A 16,258-nucleotide genomic window follows, 5' to 3' on the forward strand; every position below is an offset into this window, starting at 1 on the left:
TTGTGACGGCCCATAGACGGCCCAGAGCCCGCGAGACGCAGCAGGGCCGACGGTCCGCGACCGTCGGCCCTACCAGCCATCAGCGGGAAGAACCGCCCTGACCTGCCCCTACAGCACCGGCAGGTTCTTCCGCAGCTCGAACGCCGTCACCTCGGAGCGGTACTCCTCCCACTCCTGCCGCTTGTTGCGCAGGAAGAAATCGAAGACGTGCTCGCCCAGGGTGTCGGCGACCAGGTCGCTGCGCTCCATCAGGGTCAGGGCCTCGCCGAGGTTCTGCGGGAGGGGTTCGATGCCCATGGCGCGGCGCTCGGCGTCCGAGAGGGCCCAGACGTCGTCCTCGGCGCCCGGCGGGAGCTCGTAGCCCTCCTCGATGCCCTTCAGGCCGGCGGCCAGGAGCACCGCGTACGCCAGGTACGGGTTCGCGCCCGAGTCCAGCGAGCGGACCTCGACCCGCGCGGAGCCGGTCTTGCCGGGCTTGTACATCGGGACGCGGACCAGGGCCGAGCGGTTGTTGTGGCCCCAGCAGATGTACGAGGGGGCCTCGCCGCCGGCGCCGGCCGTGCGCTCCGAGCCACCCCAGATGCGCTTGTAGGAGTTCACCCACTGGTTGGTGACCGCGGAGGTCTCCGCCGCGTGCTTCAGCAGGCCCGCGATGAAGGAGCGGCCGACCTTGGAGAGCTGGTACTCCGAGCCGGACTCGTAGAACGCGTTGCGGTCGCCCTCGAAGAGGGAGAGGTGCGTGTGCATGCCGGATCCCGGGTGTTCCGAGAACGGCTTCGGCATGAACGTCGCCTGGACGCCCTGCTCCAGCGCCACCTGCTTCATGACCAGGCGGAAGGTCATGATGTTGTCCGCCGTGGACAGCGCGTCGGCGTAGCGGAGGTCGATCTCCTGCTGGCCGGGTGCGCCCTCGTGGTGGGAGAACTCGACCGAGATGCCCATCGACTCCAGCATGGTGATCGCCTGGCGGCGGAAGTCCATGCCGATGTTCTGGGGGGTGTGGTCGAAGTAGCCCGAGTTGTCGGCCGGGGTCGGGCGCGTGCCGTCCAGCGGGCGGTCCTTCAGCAGGAAGAACTCGATCTCCGGGTGGGTGTAGAAGGTGAAGCCCAGGTCGGAGCCGCGGGTCAGGGCGCGCTTGAGGACGTAGCGCGGGTCGGCGAAGGACGGGGAGCCGTCCGGCATGAGGATGTCGCAGAACATGCGGGCGGTGCCGGGGGCCTCGGCGCGCCAGGGCAGGATCTGGAAGGTCGACGGGTCCGGCTTGGCGATCATGTCGGACTCGTAGACCCGGGCGAAGCCCTCGATCGCCGAGCCGTCGAAGCCGATGCCCTCGTCGAAGGCCTGCTCGAGCTCGGCCGGGGCCACGGCGACGGACTTGAGGAAGCCCAGCACGTCCGTGAACCACAGCCGTACGAACCGGATGTCGCGCTCCTCCAGTGTCCGGAGCACGAACTCCTGCTGCTTGTCCATCTTCCGCTTCCCCATCCTTGCTGGTCAGGCCGCCTGTCTCCCTGTCCCACAGGAGGCGGTCGGGCACCTGAGCATCACACCACAACAGCATTTCGTGCGCGTTGCCGACCATGATCGGCCGACCGACCTCGGTCTGAACGCCTCACCAACAGCGGGTGTACTGCTCACCGCCCATCTTGCCTGCTCGGACCGACATCCGTAATGGGAGACCCGTCAGAAGGCAATGAGCGCCTTCGCAGGGCCCGGCTTTCCCGTGCCCCGTCTGCAAAACGTCACCGGTCTCCCACTACGATCAGGCGACCCGCCCGACACTTTTTCTCCCACCCCCCACCCGATTCCCCCAGAAGGACACTTCCATGGCCACCGCCAAGAAGAGCAACAGCGCGGCACGCAAGGCGCGAATAGAGGAGATGCGGCGTGCCGAGCAGGCCCGCGAGCGGCGCAACCGGATCCTGACGATCGGCGCGAGCGTGCTGGTCGTCGCCGGTCTGGTGGTCGGCGGTGTCTTCGTCGTGAAGTCGCAGGACGGCAAGAAGAACGACTCTGCGAGCGACTCGAAGTCCTCGGGAGACGGCCCGGGGCACTTCGTGACCGGCAAGGACGGTGTGCGGACCTGGACGGGCAAGCTGGCCCGCACCCATGTCGCCGGGACCGTGAAGTACCCGATGCACCCGCCGGTCGGCGGCAACCACAACCAGGTCTGGCTGAACTGCAACGGCAACGTCTACACCAAGGCCGTGCACGACGAGAACGCCGTGCACGCGCTGGAGCACGGCGCGGTCTGGGTGACGTACACCGACAAGGCGAAGAAGTCCGACGTGGACACGCTGGCGGCGAAGGTGAAGCAGACGCCGTACTCGCTGATGAGCCCGTACCAGAACCAGACCTCCCCGATCGAGCTGTCGGCGTGGGGGCACCAGCTGAGCGTGACGAGCGCCGACGACCCGAAGGTCGCCAAGTTCTTCGAGACGTATGTGCAGGGCAAGCAGACCCCGGAGCCGGGTGCCTCGTGCACCGGCGGGACGATGTGACGTGAAGAAGCACATCGGCTGGATCGCGGGTACCGCGGCGGCGGCGCTCGTCGCGGCGGGTGCGATCACCTACGCGGTCGCCGAGGACGGCGGGTCGGACGCGAGCACGAGCACGCCGTCCGCCGACTCCGCGGACGCCGGGTTCGCGCGGGACATGGCGGTGCATCATCAGCAGGCCGTCGAGATGTCGTACATCGTGCGCGACCGCACGAAGAACGCGGACGTGCGGCGGCTTGCATACGACATCGCGCAGACGCAGGCCAACCAGCGCGGCATGCTGCTGGGCTGGCTGGACCTGTGGGGGCTGCCGAAGGTGTCGGCGGATCCGCCGATGACCTGGATGGGCATGGGCGACATGGCCTCCGGCAAGGACGGCGCGCTGATGCCCGGCATGGCGACCAACACGGAGCTGAAGAAACTCGGCACGCTCAGCGGCAAGCAGGCCGAGGTCTTCTATCTGCAGCTGATGACGGACCATCACAAGGGTGGCATCCACATGGCCGAGGGCTGTGTCGCCAAGTGCAAGGTGGGAGTGGAGAAGAGTCTTGCGCAGGGCATGGTCGACGCTCAGCAGTCGGAGATTCAACTGATGGCGGACATGCTCAGGGCGCGGGGGGCGAAAGCGCGTTCCTAGCAGCTCTCGTAACACTGCCGTAAGGACGAAAGCCTCAAATCGCCCTGCCTGACCGTTCCTTGGGCTTCTCTTGGCTTTAGCATTCCCCTGGCATGAACGGTTCATCGAAAGAGTGGCCCCCATCGCTTGATCCAATGCCCGCGCTTCCGCCGCGGCGCGGCTTGTCTACGCGGATCACTGCGACGACCGACCACACATGCGAAGAACCGCATCGCAGGGGGTTCTATGAGATCCAACCGCGCCAAACTGCGCCTCGTGAGCATGGCAGCAACTCTGCCCATGGTCGCGGGTGCGCTGGCGCTCGGCATACCCGCGGCGCACGCCGCGGACAATCCCGGCCGGGACGCACTCGCGGGCACCAAGCCCGTGTGGGCGACGGCCAAGGCGGACAAGGGCGCTGCCTCCGACAGCTCCCAGGTCTCCGCCCGGGTCTACTTCGCGGGCAAGGACGCGGCGGGCCTCGCCGCGTACGCGAAGGCCGTGTCCGACCCGAGCTCGGCCGCGTACGGCAAGTACCTGAGCGCCAAGCAGGCTGCGGCCCGCTACGGCGCGACCAAGGCCCAGGTGGCCGCGGTCAAGTCGTGGCTCAGGTCCGCGGGCCTGAAGGTCACGGGCGTCACGCAGCACTACGTCTCCGTCACCGGTGACGTGGCCGCCGCCGAGAAGGCGTTCGGCACCCAGCTGCACAACTACACCAAGGGGTCGAAGACCTACCGGGCGCCGGCGAAGACCGCCTCCGCTCCGGACAGCCTGAAGGGCGCCGTCCTGACCGTCACCGGCCTGGACAACGCGCCGCACAAGGCGACCCACGACGATCAACTGCCGCCGCCGGAGACCGTGTTCCGCAACTCCGGGCCGTTCTCCTCGTACTACGGCTCGAACATCGCGAGCACGCTGCCGGACGCGTACGGCTCGAAGATCCCGTACGCAGTCCAGGGCTACACCGGCAAGCAGCTGCGCGCCGCCTACGGTGCGGGCAAGTACACCGGCAAGGGTGTCCGCGTCGCCATCACGGACGCGTACGCCTCGCCGTCCATCGCCTTCGACGCGCAGACGTACGCGGGCAAGCACGGCGACGCCAAGTGGTCGACCGGGCAGCTGCACCAGGTGCTGCCCAAGAAGTACACGAACACCAAGGACTGCTCCGCCGCCGGCTGGTACGGCGAGGAGACCCTGGACGTCGAGGCCGTGCACGCGGTCGCGCCGGCCGCGGACGTCACGTACGTGGGCGCAGCCTCCTGCCTGGACAACGACCTGCTGGACTCGCTGAGCAAGGTGGTCGACAACCACCTCGCCGACATCGTGTCCAACTCGTGGGGCGACATCGAGGCCAACCAGACGCCGGACCTCGCTGCCGCCTACGACCAGGTGTTCCAGTTCGGTGCGGTCGAGGGCATCGGCTTCTACTTCTCCTCCGGTGACAACGGCGACGAGGTCGCCAACACCGGTACGAAGCAGGTCGACACCCCGGCCAACTCGGCGTGGGTGACGGCGGTCGGCGGTACCTCGCTGGCGGTCGGCAAGAACGACACCTACCAGTGGGAGACCGGCTGGGGTACCGAGAAGGCTCTGCTGTCCGCGGACGGCAAGAGCTGGACCAACTTCCCCGGCGCGTTCACCTCGGGTGCGGGTGGTGGCACCAGCAAGACGGTCGCCGCGCCCTACTACCAGAAGGGCATCGTCCCGAACGCGCTCGCCACGGCCAACAACGCCGCCGGCAACCGCGTCGTCCCGGACATCTCGGCGATCGCCGACCCGAACACCGGCTTCAAGGTCGGCCAGACGCAGACCCTGCCGGACGGGACGCTGGGCTACGACGAGTACCGCATCGGCGGCACCTCGCTCGCCGCTCCGGTGATCGCGGCCGTCCAGGCCCTGGCCCAGGAGGCACGGGGCGGCAAGGCCATCGGCTTCGCCAACCCGGAGATCTACGCCCGCTACGGCAAGGGTGTCTACCACGACGTCATCGACAAGCCGACGGGCAAGGACCTGGCGGTGGCACGCGTCGACTTCGTCAACGGCTACGACGCCACCGGCGGCCTGGCCACCTCGGTCCGCAGCCTCGGCAAGGACAGCTCGCTGTCCGCGGTGAAGGGTTACGACGACGTCACCGGCGTGGGCTCGCCCGCGACCGGGTACGTGGACTCGTACCACAAGCCCTGAGGCACGACCGGTAACAGCACCTGAGGGGGCGCGGGATGTGTTCATCCCGCGCCCCTTCGGCGTGCCCGGGGTCGCACACCACCCCCGCACCACCCATCGCGTCGCTCTGACGATTACACTGACGCTCGTGCCTGCCTTGAACTTCTGGTCGATCTATCAGCACGGCTTCGCACGCGTCGCAGCGTGTACGGGCCACACCGTCATCGCCGACCCGCATGCCAACGCCGAAGCGGTCCTGCGCCATGCACGCCGGTGCGCCGAGGAGGGGGTCGCCGTCGCCGTCTTCCCGGAGATGGTGCTGTGCGGCTACTCGATCGAGGACCTGCTGCTGCAGGACGCGCTGCTCGACCAGGTCGAGGAGGCGCTCGGGGAGGTGGTGGCCGGGTCGGCGGAACTGCTGCCGGTGCTGGTCGTCGGGGCCCCACTGCGGCACCGCAACCGGATCTACAACTGCGCGGTGATCGTGCACCGCGGCCGCGTCCTCGGTGTCGTACCGAAGTCGTATCCGCCGAACTACCGGGAGTTCTACGAGCGTCGGCAGATCGCCGACGGTGCGGATGAACGCGGCGGGTCGATCCGCGTCGGCGGCGAGGCGGTCCCCTTCGGCGTGGATCTGCTGTTCGCGGCGGACGACGTCCCCGGGCTCGTGCTGCACGCGGAGATCTGCGAGGACATGTGGGTGCCGGTGCCGCCCAGCGCGGAGGCGGCGCTCGCCGGAGCGACGCTCCTGGTCAACCTCTCCGGCAGCCCGATCACGGTCGGGCGGGCCGAGGACCGCAAGCTGCTGTGCCGCTCGGCGTCCGCCCGCTGCCTGGCCGCGTACGTCTACGCGGCGGCCGGGCTCGGCGAGTCGACCACCGACCTGTCCTGGGACGGCCAGGCCATGGTCTACGAGAACGGCGTGCTGCTCGCGGAGACCGAGCGGTTCCCGCTCGGCGACGAGTACGCGGTGGCCGACGTGGACCTCGACCTGCTGCGGCAGGAGCGGGCGCGGATGGGCACGTTCGACGACAACCGCCGTACGCACCGGGCGCGGACGAGTGACTTCCGGACGGTCGGGTTCGAGCTCGATCCGCCGGTCACTGATTTGGGGCTGCGTCGTCGCCTGGAGCGTTTCCCGTTCGTGCCGGCCGATGCCGAGCGGCTCGCGCTGGACTGCTTCGAGGCGTACAACATCCAGGTCGAGGGGCTTCAGCAGCGGCTGGCGTCCATCGGCGGGCCGAAGGTCGTCATCGGGGTGTCCGGTGGCCTCGACTCCACGCATGCGCTGATCGTCGCCGCGCGGGCGATGGACCGGGCGGGGCGCCCGCGCAGCGACATCCTGGCCTGGACGCTGCCCGGTTTCGCCACGAGTGACCACACGAAGGACAACGCGCATGCGTTGATGCGGTCTCTGGGTGTCACTGCGGCCGAGCTGGACATCACGCCGACGGCACGGCTGATGTTGCAGGAGATGGACCATCCGTTCGCGTCCGGTGAGCCGGTGTACGACGTCACCTTCGAGAACGTGCAGGCGGGTCTGCGGACGGACTATCTGTTCCGGCTGGCCAACCAGCGGGGCGGGATCGTGCTCGGCACGGGCGATCTGTCGGAGCTGGCGCTCGGCTGGTCCACGTACGGCGTGGGCGACCAGATGAGCCACTACAACGTCAACTCGGGTGTACCGAAGACGCTGATCCAGCACCTGATCCGGTGGGTCATCAGCAGCGGGCAGTTCGACGAGGAGACCGGGAAGATCCTGGCCGCGATTCTCGACACCGAGATCAGCCCGGAGCTGGTGCCGGGCGAGGAGATGCAGTCCACCGAGTCCAAGATCGGGCCGTACGCGCTGCACGACTTCACGCTCTTCCATGTGCTGCGGTACGGCTTCCGGCCGTCGAAGATCGCCTTCCTGGCGTGGCATGCGTGGCAGGACGTGGAGGGTGGGGCCTGGCCTCCCGGGTTCCCCGAGGCCAAGCGGGTGGCCTACGACCTGCCGGAGATCCGGCGCTGGCTGGAGGTGTTCTGCCGACGGTTCTTCGCGTTCGCGCAGTTCAAGCGGTCGGCGATGCCTAATGGGCCGAAGGTCTCGGCCGGGGGTTCGCTGTCGCCGCGGGGTGACTGGCGGGCGCCGTCGGACAGCTCGGCACGGGCCTGGTTGCGGGACCTTGAGCGCTTCGACCTTTGAGTAGTTAAAGCCCCGGGGGCTTAGCCCCCGGGCTCAGTTCAGCCCTTGAGCGAGGAGACGAAGGGCGCCCAGGCGGCGGCGGTGAGGATGAGGGCGGGGCCTTGGGGGGCCTTGGAGTCTCGGACGGGGACGAGTCCGGGGATGTTGTGGGCGACTTCGACGCAGGCGTCCTCGAAGTCGCTGCTGTAGATCGACTTGCGCCAGAGGGCGGCGCCTGGGAAGTCCTCAGCAACTTCGAGACAGTGCCCGCCATCACCATTGCTGTAGCTGCTCTTGCGCCACGTCACAGGGCCCAAGTCACGCAGGTTGCTTGCCATTTCGATAGTCCTCTGCTGCTTGCTCGATCAGCTTCAGGGACGCCTCGGACGGCAGCGCGGCGGCCCTGAGGCGTCCATACGCCTTGGCATACTGCCTCACGAGCCCGGGGTCATCGATCAGCTGGCCGCTGTACATTCCCTCGGTGTACATGACCGGCGGGGCGTCGGCGAAGGTCATGAACCTTGCAGTGCCCATCATGAAGGGATGCGCACCCGAGTTCCGCGGAAGGATCTGCGGAAATGACCGGCGCCTGCGGGCAACCTCCGCGATGTGGGCAAGCTGGTCGGCCATATCGTCAGGCGCAATGATCGGGTTCCGCAGAAGCGACTCGTGCAGCACGAGCCAGGTCTCGGGTGCCCGCTCGTCCTCGAAGAGCCATGCGCGTTCCCGTCGAGCCGCGACCTTCGCTGCCACCTCCGCCTCGGTGTGCGTTGGGTGGGCTGCCAGGACAACAGCTCTGATGTACGGCTCCAGTTGTAGCGGTCCCGGAATCAGGGATGGATCCCACTCCTCGATCTCCTGCGCACGCTTCTCCATCTCCAGGACGTCGACAAAGTACTCGGCGTGAGCCCCCTTGCGCGCCTTCCGCACGTCCTCGCAGTGCCGCTCGAAAAACCCGTCAGTCCCCAGCACCCGATCCGCATGCCGAGCCAGATCGATCGGCATCCTCCGCTCCCCGCGCTCGATGTCGCTGAGGAACGTCTTGCCGTAGAAGCTGCCCTCGAGCAGCGCCTCCAACGACAGCCCGGCGGCCTCCCTCTTCCACCTCAACTCCTTGCCGTAGAACGTCGGGACGCTCATCGAGCCGTCAATGTCCTTGCGTCGTGCCATCGTTCACCTTCCGCTGTCCCGCTCGCGAACGCGAAACCCCTTTCACGGTAGCGATCTCAACGACAACCTGTGAGGAGTTCGTCACGCAACGCACAGGAAGAGGAAGGCCCCACCCCATGCCCGACCACTCCCCCACGGCCTACGACGTGCCCCTCTGCGTGGAGGAACTCCGCACCTCCCTGGCCCTGCACGGCATCACGTTGCCCTCCCTGCGCGTGGACCTCCCGAGCTTCGCCGGTACGCACACACCGCCCGCCGGCCTCATCGCACTCGGGAACTGCAACACCGCGACGGCCCAGGCGCTGGCCACCGCTCTCCGGAAGACGGCAGCCGAGCAGTGACGTTCGAACTCAACCTGCTCGCGACCCCGAAGGCCGTACCGGAGCTGCGCCACCACCTCCGCACCCACGACTTCGAAGTCCGCCTGTGCGCAACGGAGTTGCTGACGAACGTCATCGACCACCTCGGCGAGGGCACACCCGTGACCGTCCGCGTCACCGGCACGGACCTCGGTCACACCCGTGTCGAGGTCACCGATCCGGACCCTCGCGCGCTGCCCACCCTCCTGTCCGCCTCTAAAGAGGCCGAGTCCGGCCGCGGCCTGATGCTGGTCGACGTACTCGCCCAGCGTTGGGGCGTCGATCAGGGAGCGGACCGCAAGACGGTCTGGTGCGAGCTGGCCGCACCGGGGCGGTAGTCGGTCAGCCACCCCCGCACACAGAAACCCCACAGAAACACCTGTACCAACACTTCTGTGTGTGTCTACAGTGATGCCGCGCGCCGACGGAGCCTGACCACTTCGTAGGCGCACATCAGTCAGCGACCGGGGGAACGCCGTCGCTCACGGGGAGGGTTGCACCGCCATGCCGTCGCAGTGGCCAGCCATGTGCGTAAGCCCGTCCAGGGACCTGCACTTCTGAAGTTCCAGTGAGCCCTTGAAATCCACTGCTCTGCGGAGCAGCGGCCGACCATCCGGCGCATACACGTTCTGAAGAAGAAAGTGATGCTCCGTTGCCTTTCCGATCACGAAGATCCTTCACACCAACCGTTGGAAAGACAGGGCTGGTTGCCCGAATCCTCGTTCTGCTGACCGCAGTCGCGGTCGTCGTCGGCCTTGCTGTGCGACCCGACCTCGCCGGTCTCTCGGACCACGATGACGCAAGCCTCGTAGGGGATTCCTACGACGGCTACGACACCAAGGCCGCTGAACAGCTGCGCGCGGACCAGTGCGTGGCGGTTGATGCCCTGCGCAAGGGCGGGCCGAACCTGTTCGGCCTGGCTCAGGGCGCCATCGGGCTGCCGTCCGATCAGCTCCATCAGAAGCTGAACCGGGACCTGAACGACGTCAGGACCCCGCTGCATCTGGCCTTCGATGCCGATGAGGACAACAGCGGCCAATGGCAGAAGAAGGTCGGAGACCAAGGACAGGCATGGACCAGCGCCGTCAGCGGCCTGGACTCATACCCCGGCGCGCCGCAGGACGCGAACAAGATCTACGACAAGATCGGGCTGCTTCCGTGGATCTACCAGACATGGGGCCGGGGCATCGATCTGTTCTCGCCCTTCTACGAACCGTCGCCCACTGCCGACGACAGCACGAAGGCTGCCGCGGTCGCGATCGGTGACCAGCTGTACGCCAGCGGGGGGACGCCGCAGGAGCAGCAGGCGTGGGCGCTGTGGAAGAAGAACTCCGGGAAGATCGAACCCAACCAGTTGTTCGTTCCCAGGGTGTTCGCCGATGACGCCCGCATCTTCCTGTCCTCGGGCGGCTTCCCCCGCACCGCTCCGACCCCGGACACCCCGGAGTTCCGCGTCGCGGTCGAGGACCTGAAGTCCCGCTTCGGCGCGTGCGCGTGGCACGACCCGATCGACCCGGACCGGGTCCTCGGCAAGGAAGTGGCCCAGGCGTCCGCCGAGTGGCAGCAGGAGATCGCTTCCCAGGCCACGCAGCGCCAGCAGATCCTGGCCTCCAACGTCACCGCCACGAAGGCGTTGCAGGACGGCACCTTCGCCCTGGGCAAGATCCTGGGCCAGTCGTGGATCGCGGACTACTCCACCCGCTGGCTGGACCACTACACCGAGGGCGGCCTCAACTGGATAGGTGACGCCCCGCTGGAGATCCAGGTGCCGGGGGCCGCCGGCAAGTGCCTTGAGGTCCAGGGAGCTGCCAAGACCAACGGCTCCCCGGTCCAGATCAACAGCTGCAACAACAGCAGCGCCCAGAGGTGGCAGTTGTGGGGTGTCTACGACGGCCACTACACCCTGCTGAACGTCAACGCGCAGAAATGCCTGGAGGTGCTGAACGGCGCCAACGCCAACGGCACGAAGATCCAGATCCGGGACTGCGGCAGCAGCAAGGCCCAGCAGTGGACGTTCAACGTCCGCGCCGCGGACGAGCTGCGCAACATCGCCACAGACAAGTGTCTGAACCTGGCCACGTTCGACAACGGCAAGGATGCCCTGCTCAACGCGTGCAACGGCTCCACCGCGCAGAAGCTCCGCATCGTCCCCAAGGGCCACACCGGCACCGCGCCGGCGAAGGCCGACGTGGACAAGGCCAAGGCGAACGTCACGAGTGCGCAGGCGGAGGCGAAGAAGCAGCTCGCCGCCGTCCAGGCACAGCTCGCCACGGCGCAGAAGGCCGCCACGACGTCGGACTCGGCCATCCAGGCCGCCTATGGCATCGCCGACACCAACGGCGCACCCAGGGGTCGCGGTCTGCTGGTCGGCCAGCAGAAGGACCAGGTGACCAAGGGTTCGGTCGCTGCTCTGCAGGCAATGGAGAAGGCCGCCGAGACCGCCGAGGCCGCCACCCGCGCCTCCGCCGGCGACACCCAGACCATCACACAGCGTGCCCTGGCCCAAGCCGCCCAGTCGAAGGCCGAGTTCCGCAAGGAGGCCGCCAAGGCGGCCGAGTGGCAGGCGAAGGCAGCCGCCGATGCGGCAAAGATCCACCGGGACAACGCGAAGAAGGACAAGGAGACCGCGGAGGCCAAGCTCACCGACGCCCTCAAGGCCGAGGGCGACGCCAAGGCAGCCGCCGCCGACGCACACGCCAAGCGGCTCGCCGCCGAGGCCGAGGAGAAGACGGCCAAGGCGGAGAAGGAGACCGCCGCAGCCAAGCAGGCCGAGGCCGCCGAGCACAAGAAGAACGCCGAGACCCAGGCGACCGCCGCGAAGGACGCCAAGGACAAGGCCGAGGCCGCCGAGAAGACCGCCGAAGGCAAGCGCGACGACGCGGTCAAGGCCCGCGACGACGCCAAGGACAAACGCGACGACGCCTGGGACGCCGAGCAGAAGGCCGCCGCCGCCCGCGCCAAGGCCGACGCCAAGGACGCCTACGCCGACTCCCTCGACTCCGATGACGCAGCGGACGCCGCCCGCACCGCCGCCAACGAGGCGGACGAACACGCCGACGACGCAGAAGCAGCAGCGACCAAGGCCCGTTCCGAGGCGGACGCGGCAACGAAGGCCGCAGCCGACGCCGACGCCGCGGCCACCCGCGCCGAGGCAGCCGCCAAACGGGCCCGCTCCGACGCGGACGCCGCGCAGGCGGACAAGCTGAAGGCGGACGCGGCGGTGAAGACCGCGACCAGCGCCGCAGCCGACGCCATCAAGGCATCCCAGGACGCAGCCACCGAAGCCAGGACCGCGGTGAAGCTGGCCGACGAGGCCGAGCAGCACGCCAAGGACGCCAAGACCCAGGCGGACGCCGCCAACAAGGAGGCCGGCAACGCCCTCGTCGCCTCCGCGAAGGCCGCGGGCTACGCCCACATCACCGCGCAGGCGGCCGTGGACGCGGGGGAAGCGGCCAAGCAGGTCGCCGACCCGGCCAACGACGCGATCCAGCTCGGATCCCCCTACGTCGACACCGACTCGGTGGCCGGCCTGGTGGTACTGACGGGGCAGGCGTCGAAGTCCATCGCCGACCAGCAGCAGGCCGTCGCCGACGCGCACGCCAAGAACGCCGCAGCCGAGGCCCAGGCGGCGAAGAACCTCGCCGACCAGGCCAAGGGTGACGCCAAGGAGGCCTACCAACACGCGGCCAACGCCGCCCAGTACGCCGCCGACGCCCGCACCTACTCCAAGGAGGCCCTCGGCTACGCGGCCGACGCCGCGAAGGCCGCCGCAGCAGCTTCCGCGTCCCTGGCCCGCACCATCGACTACGACAACCAGGCAGCCACCGACGCCGCAGCCGCCGACAAGGCCGCCGGCAACGCCGAGGGCTACGCCAAGGACGCCCGCGACAGCGCCGACGCCGCCGCACTCGACGCCGCAGCCGCCCGCACCGCCGCCACCCAGGCCGAACAGGACGCCAAGGACGCCCGCTCCGCCGCCGACCGCGCCGACGCGGCGGCAACCGAGGCCGAACAGGCCGCCAAGGACGCCGACAAGTACGCCAAGGAGGCCCAGGACGCGGCCGACCGGGCGGAAAGGGAGGAGGCCAACAAGGAGGCGTCCAAGGGGTCCGGTACAGGAATTCCCGGTGTGTTCGCCGTGCCGGACGAGTCCACCGTCCAGATCGTCAGCTCCAAGCAGATCGGCACCTGCCCCGGGATGCCGGATGCAGCCTTCCAGGGCTGCAACGCGACGTACGACCTTGTCGTCACCTACGAGGCCGACTTCTACCTGTGCACCGACGACCAGGCCCAGGCCACGGCCGACGGGTGCCCGAAGCCGGCGTGGCAGTTCCTCCAGCGGGCAACGCTGAAGAACGTCAAAATCGACGGCTGGACGCACCACTTCTCCGGCAAGGACATCGTCCGTGCCGGATGGCAGAGCCTCTTCGGCGACGTCCCCGGATCGATCCTGTTCTCCTTCTTCGCCGAAGACCTGATGGACTGCTGGCACGGCGACAAGTCCGCCTGCGCCTGGAGCCTCGCCACATATGTCCCGGTCGAAGGCCTCCTCGACCCGATCGTTCGTGCCGTCAAGGCCCTTGATGCCGCCGCCAGAACCGGAATCGGCTTTGAGGACGCCTACAAGGCGCTCCGCTCCCTCGACGGGCTCTCCGAGGCGGCCATCGTCAGCATCGGTAACAAGGCGCTCGACCTGCTGAAGAAGGGCTGTGCAGGCAAGGCCGTCCGCAGCGGTGTCGCTCGCGCAGGAGGCAGTGGTGGCTACTGCACATGGCTGGAGCTCGGCGGTCCCGGCACATGGATGGCGGAAACCGAGAACATGACGCAGGCTGACCGCGCCTACGAACAACTGGTGACCAACGGTGTCCCCTCAGGCATTTCCTACAAGGTCCCGGCGGACTGGAGGAAAAGCGGATACGTCAAGTTCGACGGCTATCAGAACGGCACTCTCATCGACGCCAAGAACCAGGCGCTGAACGACAGGATGTTCACATCCGACGGCAAGCTCCAGAAATGGGTCACCGAACCGGTCAAACAGGCGAAGGACCAGGCCCGGGCAGCAGGCGACGTGCCGATCATCTGGTATGTCTCTGACGAGAGGACCGCAACGGCCTTCAAGTACATGATGATCGACAACGACATCAAGGGCATCACGGTCATCTACCGAATCGGCCCCAAGTGACAAACCCCGGGGTGTCTCCCACGTGCATGCGGGAGACACCCCGGGGCCATCACCCCAGTGACGAAAGCGATTTCGTGTGAGCTACAGCCCTACGATCTACAAATTCGTGGAAGGCAGTGACGAGCCCGTCCCCTTGGACATGCACGTGGTCCAAGCCGTCCTCAGCCCCTACGACGTGGGCGACCCTGACCTCACCGTGATGGACGACGGACGTCTGCAGTACTGGGTCCGGGCCGCGGACGGCAGTGAGGCCGAGATCTTCGTCGACCGGACCGGCATCCTGGTGGAGCGTCCGCACTCCGGTCCCGGTGTGTTCGCCATCGTGGCGGAACTCACGGCACGGCTGGCAGCGGTGATCTTCGATCCGAGCCAGGGCACGTTCTTCTGCGGCTCCGAAGCACATGCGCACCTTCCCACGGACATGCGGCAAGAAGCCGTATTGATCGACATGACCGGTGAAGCGATCGAGGCCGCGCTGATCGGCCGGAGCACCCAGAACTGACCGGCGCGGACTTCTCCATCGACTTCTTCAAGGCGGACCGGCGCTTCGTCGACCACGGGGTGAATCCCTACCTGCGCACGCCGGGACTGCCGGTGGTCGACTTCGCGCTGGGTATGTACACCGGAGGCCTCTACGTCCATTTGGTGGGTGATGAACCGCGTCGAGCACATCGCACCTGACCTGGCCTGGCCTGTCAGCGAGTGTCCGAGCCGAAGTACGCCGCGGCGATGCGCACGGCCCAGGAGGCCAACTCCCCACAGCGCCCAAGCCGCTGAGGTCGAGGACGGCGACTGAGCGGCGACCAGCCGTCCAGGAGATCCGGCCATCGGCCGCGACCCGTCTACGCCGGGCGCCGTCCTCAGTGGTGCAGCGCCTCCGCCTCCTGCGGGACGTGGGAGGCAACCACGCGCTGCCGCCCTGCCAAAGGGACCCGGCGCCGGTCCACCGTGTACGCCAGCCCCGCCACCGCCAGGCCGAGCGACGCCAGTGCCGCACCGGCAACCGCAGGCGACGTAACCCCGAAGCCCGCCGCCAGCGCCAATCCCCCGATCCAGGCGCCGCCGGCATTCGCCAGGTTGAACGCCGCCTGGTTGGCGGAGGAGGCGAGGGAGGGAGCCGCCGCGGCCTTCTCCATGACCATCAGCTGCAGCGGCGACCCGGTGATGAAGGCCGCCGCGCCGAGCAGGATCACCGCGAGGGCCGCGCTCCACTGCGCCGACATCAGCAGCGGGAACAGGCCGAGGACCACAACCAGGGACACCAGCCCCCCGAACAGCGTCCCCCGCAGCGAGTGGTCCGCGAGGCGCCCGCCCACCAGGTTGCCCGCCGTCGCACCCACGCCGAACAGCGCCAGCAGCCCCGTCACGCTGCCCTCGGCGTACCCGGCGGAGTCCGTGAGCATCGGCGTGATGTAGCTGTACGCGGCGAACAGCGCGCCGAAGCCGGCGACCGTGGTGCCGAGCGCCAGCCAGACCGGCACGGACCGCAGGGCGGCCAGTTCGCCGCGCAGGCCCGTTGCCGGGGCGGCGTGGGTGTGGTCGTGCGGGATCAGGGCCGCCAGAGAGGCGATCGCCGCCAGTCCGATCGCGCTGACGCCGAGGAAGGTGGCCCGCCAGCCCAGGTGCTGGCCCATCAGCGTGGCGACCGGAACACCGGCGATGTTGGCGATCGTGAGGCCGAGGAACATCAGCGAGACGGAGCGGGCCTTGCGCTCCGGAGCGACCATGTTCGTGGCGACGACGGCGCCGACGCCGAAGAAGGCGCCGTGCGGCAGACCGCTCAGGAAGCGGGCGGCCAGCAGGGAGTCGTAGCCGGGGGCGAACGCGGAGAGCGCGTTGCCCGCCACGAACAGGGCCATCAGGCCGATCAGCACCGTGCGGCGGGACATCCGGGCGGTGACCGCGGCCAGCAGCGGGGCGCCGATGACGACGCCCAGCGCGTACGCCGAGACCAGGTGCCCGGCGGTGGGGACGGAGACATGCAGGTCGTCCGCGACGTCGGGCAGCAGGCCCATCATCACGAACTCGGTGGTGCCGATTCCGAAAGCGCCGACGGCCAGAGCGAGCAGGGCCAGAGGCATGGAGGGGCCTGTGCCTTTCAAA

At 68.3% G+C, this 16,258-nt stretch carries 12 protein-coding genes; 8 read left to right on the forward strand and 4 right to left on the reverse strand.

The annotated features are described in order from the left end of the window. Positions 1 to 108: 108 nt before the first annotated feature. Positions 109 to 1,470 carry a glutamine synthetase family protein gene (locus tag ACFY10_RS03040; protein ID WP_275771667.1) on the reverse strand — a complete coding sequence of 454 codons (1,362 nt, stop codon included), beginning with the start codon at positions 1,468 to 1,470 and terminating at the stop codon, positions 109 to 111. Between the two features lie 356 nt (positions 1,471 to 1,826). Here ACFY10_RS03040 and ACFY10_RS03045 point away from each other — a divergent pair, with 356 nt between their 5' ends. The 4 genes from ACFY10_RS03045 (at position 1,827) to ACFY10_RS03060 (ending at position 7,465) form a co-directional block, all read left to right on the forward strand. Further along, on the forward strand, positions 1,827 to 2,501 hold the full coding sequence (locus ACFY10_RS03045; protein WP_390663271.1) for a DUF3105 domain-containing protein: 675 nt from the start codon (positions 1,827 to 1,829) through the stop codon (positions 2,499 to 2,501). A 1-nt stretch (position 2,502) separates the two neighbouring features. Continuing rightward, positions 2,503 to 3,135 (forward strand): DUF305 domain-containing protein, encoded by a 633-nt coding sequence (locus tag ACFY10_RS03050; RefSeq protein ID WP_390663272.1) that lies wholly within the window; start codon positions 2,503 to 2,505, stop codon positions 3,133 to 3,135. A gap of 225 nt (positions 3,136 to 3,360) precedes the next feature. Then, a complete protein-coding gene (locus ACFY10_RS03055) occupies positions 3,361 to 5,298 on the forward strand; it encodes a protease pro-enzyme activation domain-containing protein (protein ID WP_390663273.1) in 1,938 nt (645 codons plus the stop codon). Between the two features lie 127 nt (positions 5,299 to 5,425). Next, positions 5,426 to 7,465, forward strand: a complete 2,040-nt coding sequence (locus ACFY10_RS03060; protein WP_390663274.1) for an NAD(+) synthase — start codon at positions 5,426 to 5,428, stop codon at positions 7,463 to 7,465. 38 nt (positions 7,466 to 7,503) lie between these two features. Here the strand turns inward: ACFY10_RS03060 and ACFY10_RS03065 are convergent, their stop codons facing one another. Both ACFY10_RS03065 and ACFY10_RS03070 read right to left on the reverse strand, forming a co-directional pair. After that, a complete protein-coding gene (locus tag ACFY10_RS03065; protein WP_390663275.1) occupies positions 7,504 to 7,782 on the reverse strand; it encodes a DUF397 domain-containing protein in 279 nt (92 codons plus the stop codon). Beyond that, positions 7,763 to 8,614 carry a Scr1 family TA system antitoxin-like transcriptional regulator gene (locus ACFY10_RS03070; RefSeq protein ID WP_390663276.1) on the reverse strand — a complete coding sequence of 284 codons (852 nt, stop codon included), beginning with the start codon at positions 8,612 to 8,614 and terminating at the stop codon, positions 7,763 to 7,765. Before ACFY10_RS03070 ends, ACFY10_RS03065 begins: the two co-directional genes overlap by 20 nt. A gap of 116 nt (positions 8,615 to 8,730) precedes the next feature. Between ACFY10_RS03070 and ACFY10_RS03075 the strand changes: the two genes are divergently transcribed. The 4 genes from ACFY10_RS03075 to ACFY10_RS03090 all read left to right on the forward strand — a co-directional run bounded on the left by ACFY10_RS03075 (position 8,731) and on the right by ACFY10_RS03090 (position 14,657). Continuing rightward, positions 8,731 to 8,955, forward strand: a complete 225-nt coding sequence (locus tag ACFY10_RS03075; protein ID WP_390663277.1) for a hypothetical protein — start codon at positions 8,731 to 8,733, stop codon at positions 8,953 to 8,955. Further along, positions 8,952 to 9,311 carry an ATP-binding protein gene (locus ACFY10_RS03080; protein ID WP_390663278.1) on the forward strand — a complete coding sequence of 120 codons (360 nt, stop codon included), beginning with the start codon at positions 8,952 to 8,954 and terminating at the stop codon, positions 9,309 to 9,311. Before ACFY10_RS03075 ends, ACFY10_RS03080 begins: the two co-directional genes overlap by 4 nt. A gap of 422 nt (positions 9,312 to 9,733) precedes the next feature. Beyond that, positions 9,734 to 14,155: an RICIN domain-containing protein gene (locus tag ACFY10_RS03085; RefSeq protein ID WP_390663279.1), complete on the forward strand. Its 4,422-nt coding sequence runs from the start codon at positions 9,734 to 9,736 to the stop codon at positions 14,153 to 14,155. A 76-nt stretch (positions 14,156 to 14,231) separates the two neighbouring features. Beyond that, a complete protein-coding gene (locus ACFY10_RS03090) occupies positions 14,232 to 14,657 on the forward strand; it encodes a hypothetical protein (protein WP_390663280.1) in 426 nt (141 codons plus the stop codon). Between the two features lie 358 nt (positions 14,658 to 15,015). Here ACFY10_RS03090 and ACFY10_RS03095 read toward each other — a convergent pair whose 3' ends face one another. Further along, positions 15,016 to 16,236 (reverse strand): MFS transporter, encoded by a 1,221-nt coding sequence (locus ACFY10_RS03095; protein ID WP_390663281.1) that lies wholly within the window; start codon positions 16,234 to 16,236, stop codon positions 15,016 to 15,018. Positions 16,237 to 16,258 lie beyond the last annotated feature (22 nt).

It is taken from the genome of Streptomyces sp. NPDC001401, from assembly GCF_042895385.1.
GTDB lineage: Bacteria > Actinomycetota > Actinomycetes > Streptomycetales > Streptomycetaceae > Streptomyces.